The sequence below is a fragment of the Arcobacter sp. genome (assembly GCF_050300555.1).
GTDB lineage: Bacteria > Campylobacterota > Campylobacteria > Campylobacterales > Arcobacteraceae > Arcobacter.
The window spans coordinates 1-521 of sequence record NZ_JBNKXY010000429.1; the positions used below are offsets into that span (position 1 = coordinate 1).

1 protein-coding gene is annotated in these 521 nt (G+C 26.3%); it reads right to left on the bottom strand.

The features are described 5' to 3' along the window. Positions 1–521, bottom strand: a 521-nt coding sequence (locus ACQY5W_RS13605; protein ID WP_428025505.1) for a GGDEF domain-containing protein, incomplete at both ends; no start/stop codon positions are given.

Sequence of the window (521 nt, forward strand, 5' to 3'; positions counted from 1 at the left end):
GGTCATCGGTGATTTTGTAAATATCATCTAAGTTAAAACTCTCTTTTTTAGATTTTAAAATTGTCAATCCAAAAGATGCAGTTAGAACATTTTTAGGTGGGTTTTTTTCATGTGGAATATTTAAATTTTCGATATTTTCCCTTGCTGCATCAACAAGAGGCATAACATCACAGAGTTCTTTTGCACTAATTAGTACTCCAAACTCTTCTCCTCCTAATCTAAAAATATAATCATCACTTCTTTTAAAAGTATTTTTTAAAGAGTTTGCAACAGATATTAAAACACTATCACCTTCTTGATGTCCATAAGTATCGTTATATTTCTTAAAATTATCTATATCTAAAATTAAAAATGCAAATATTTCATTATTTCTTGAATTATTATCAATCATTGTCTGAGCTATTTCATTAAAATATCTTCTATTAAATAAAGAAGTTAGTCCATCTGTTATTGATAACTCATATATTCTTTTTTTATCGCTAATATCTTGTCTAACAGAAGTAAAACCAATAATATCTCCT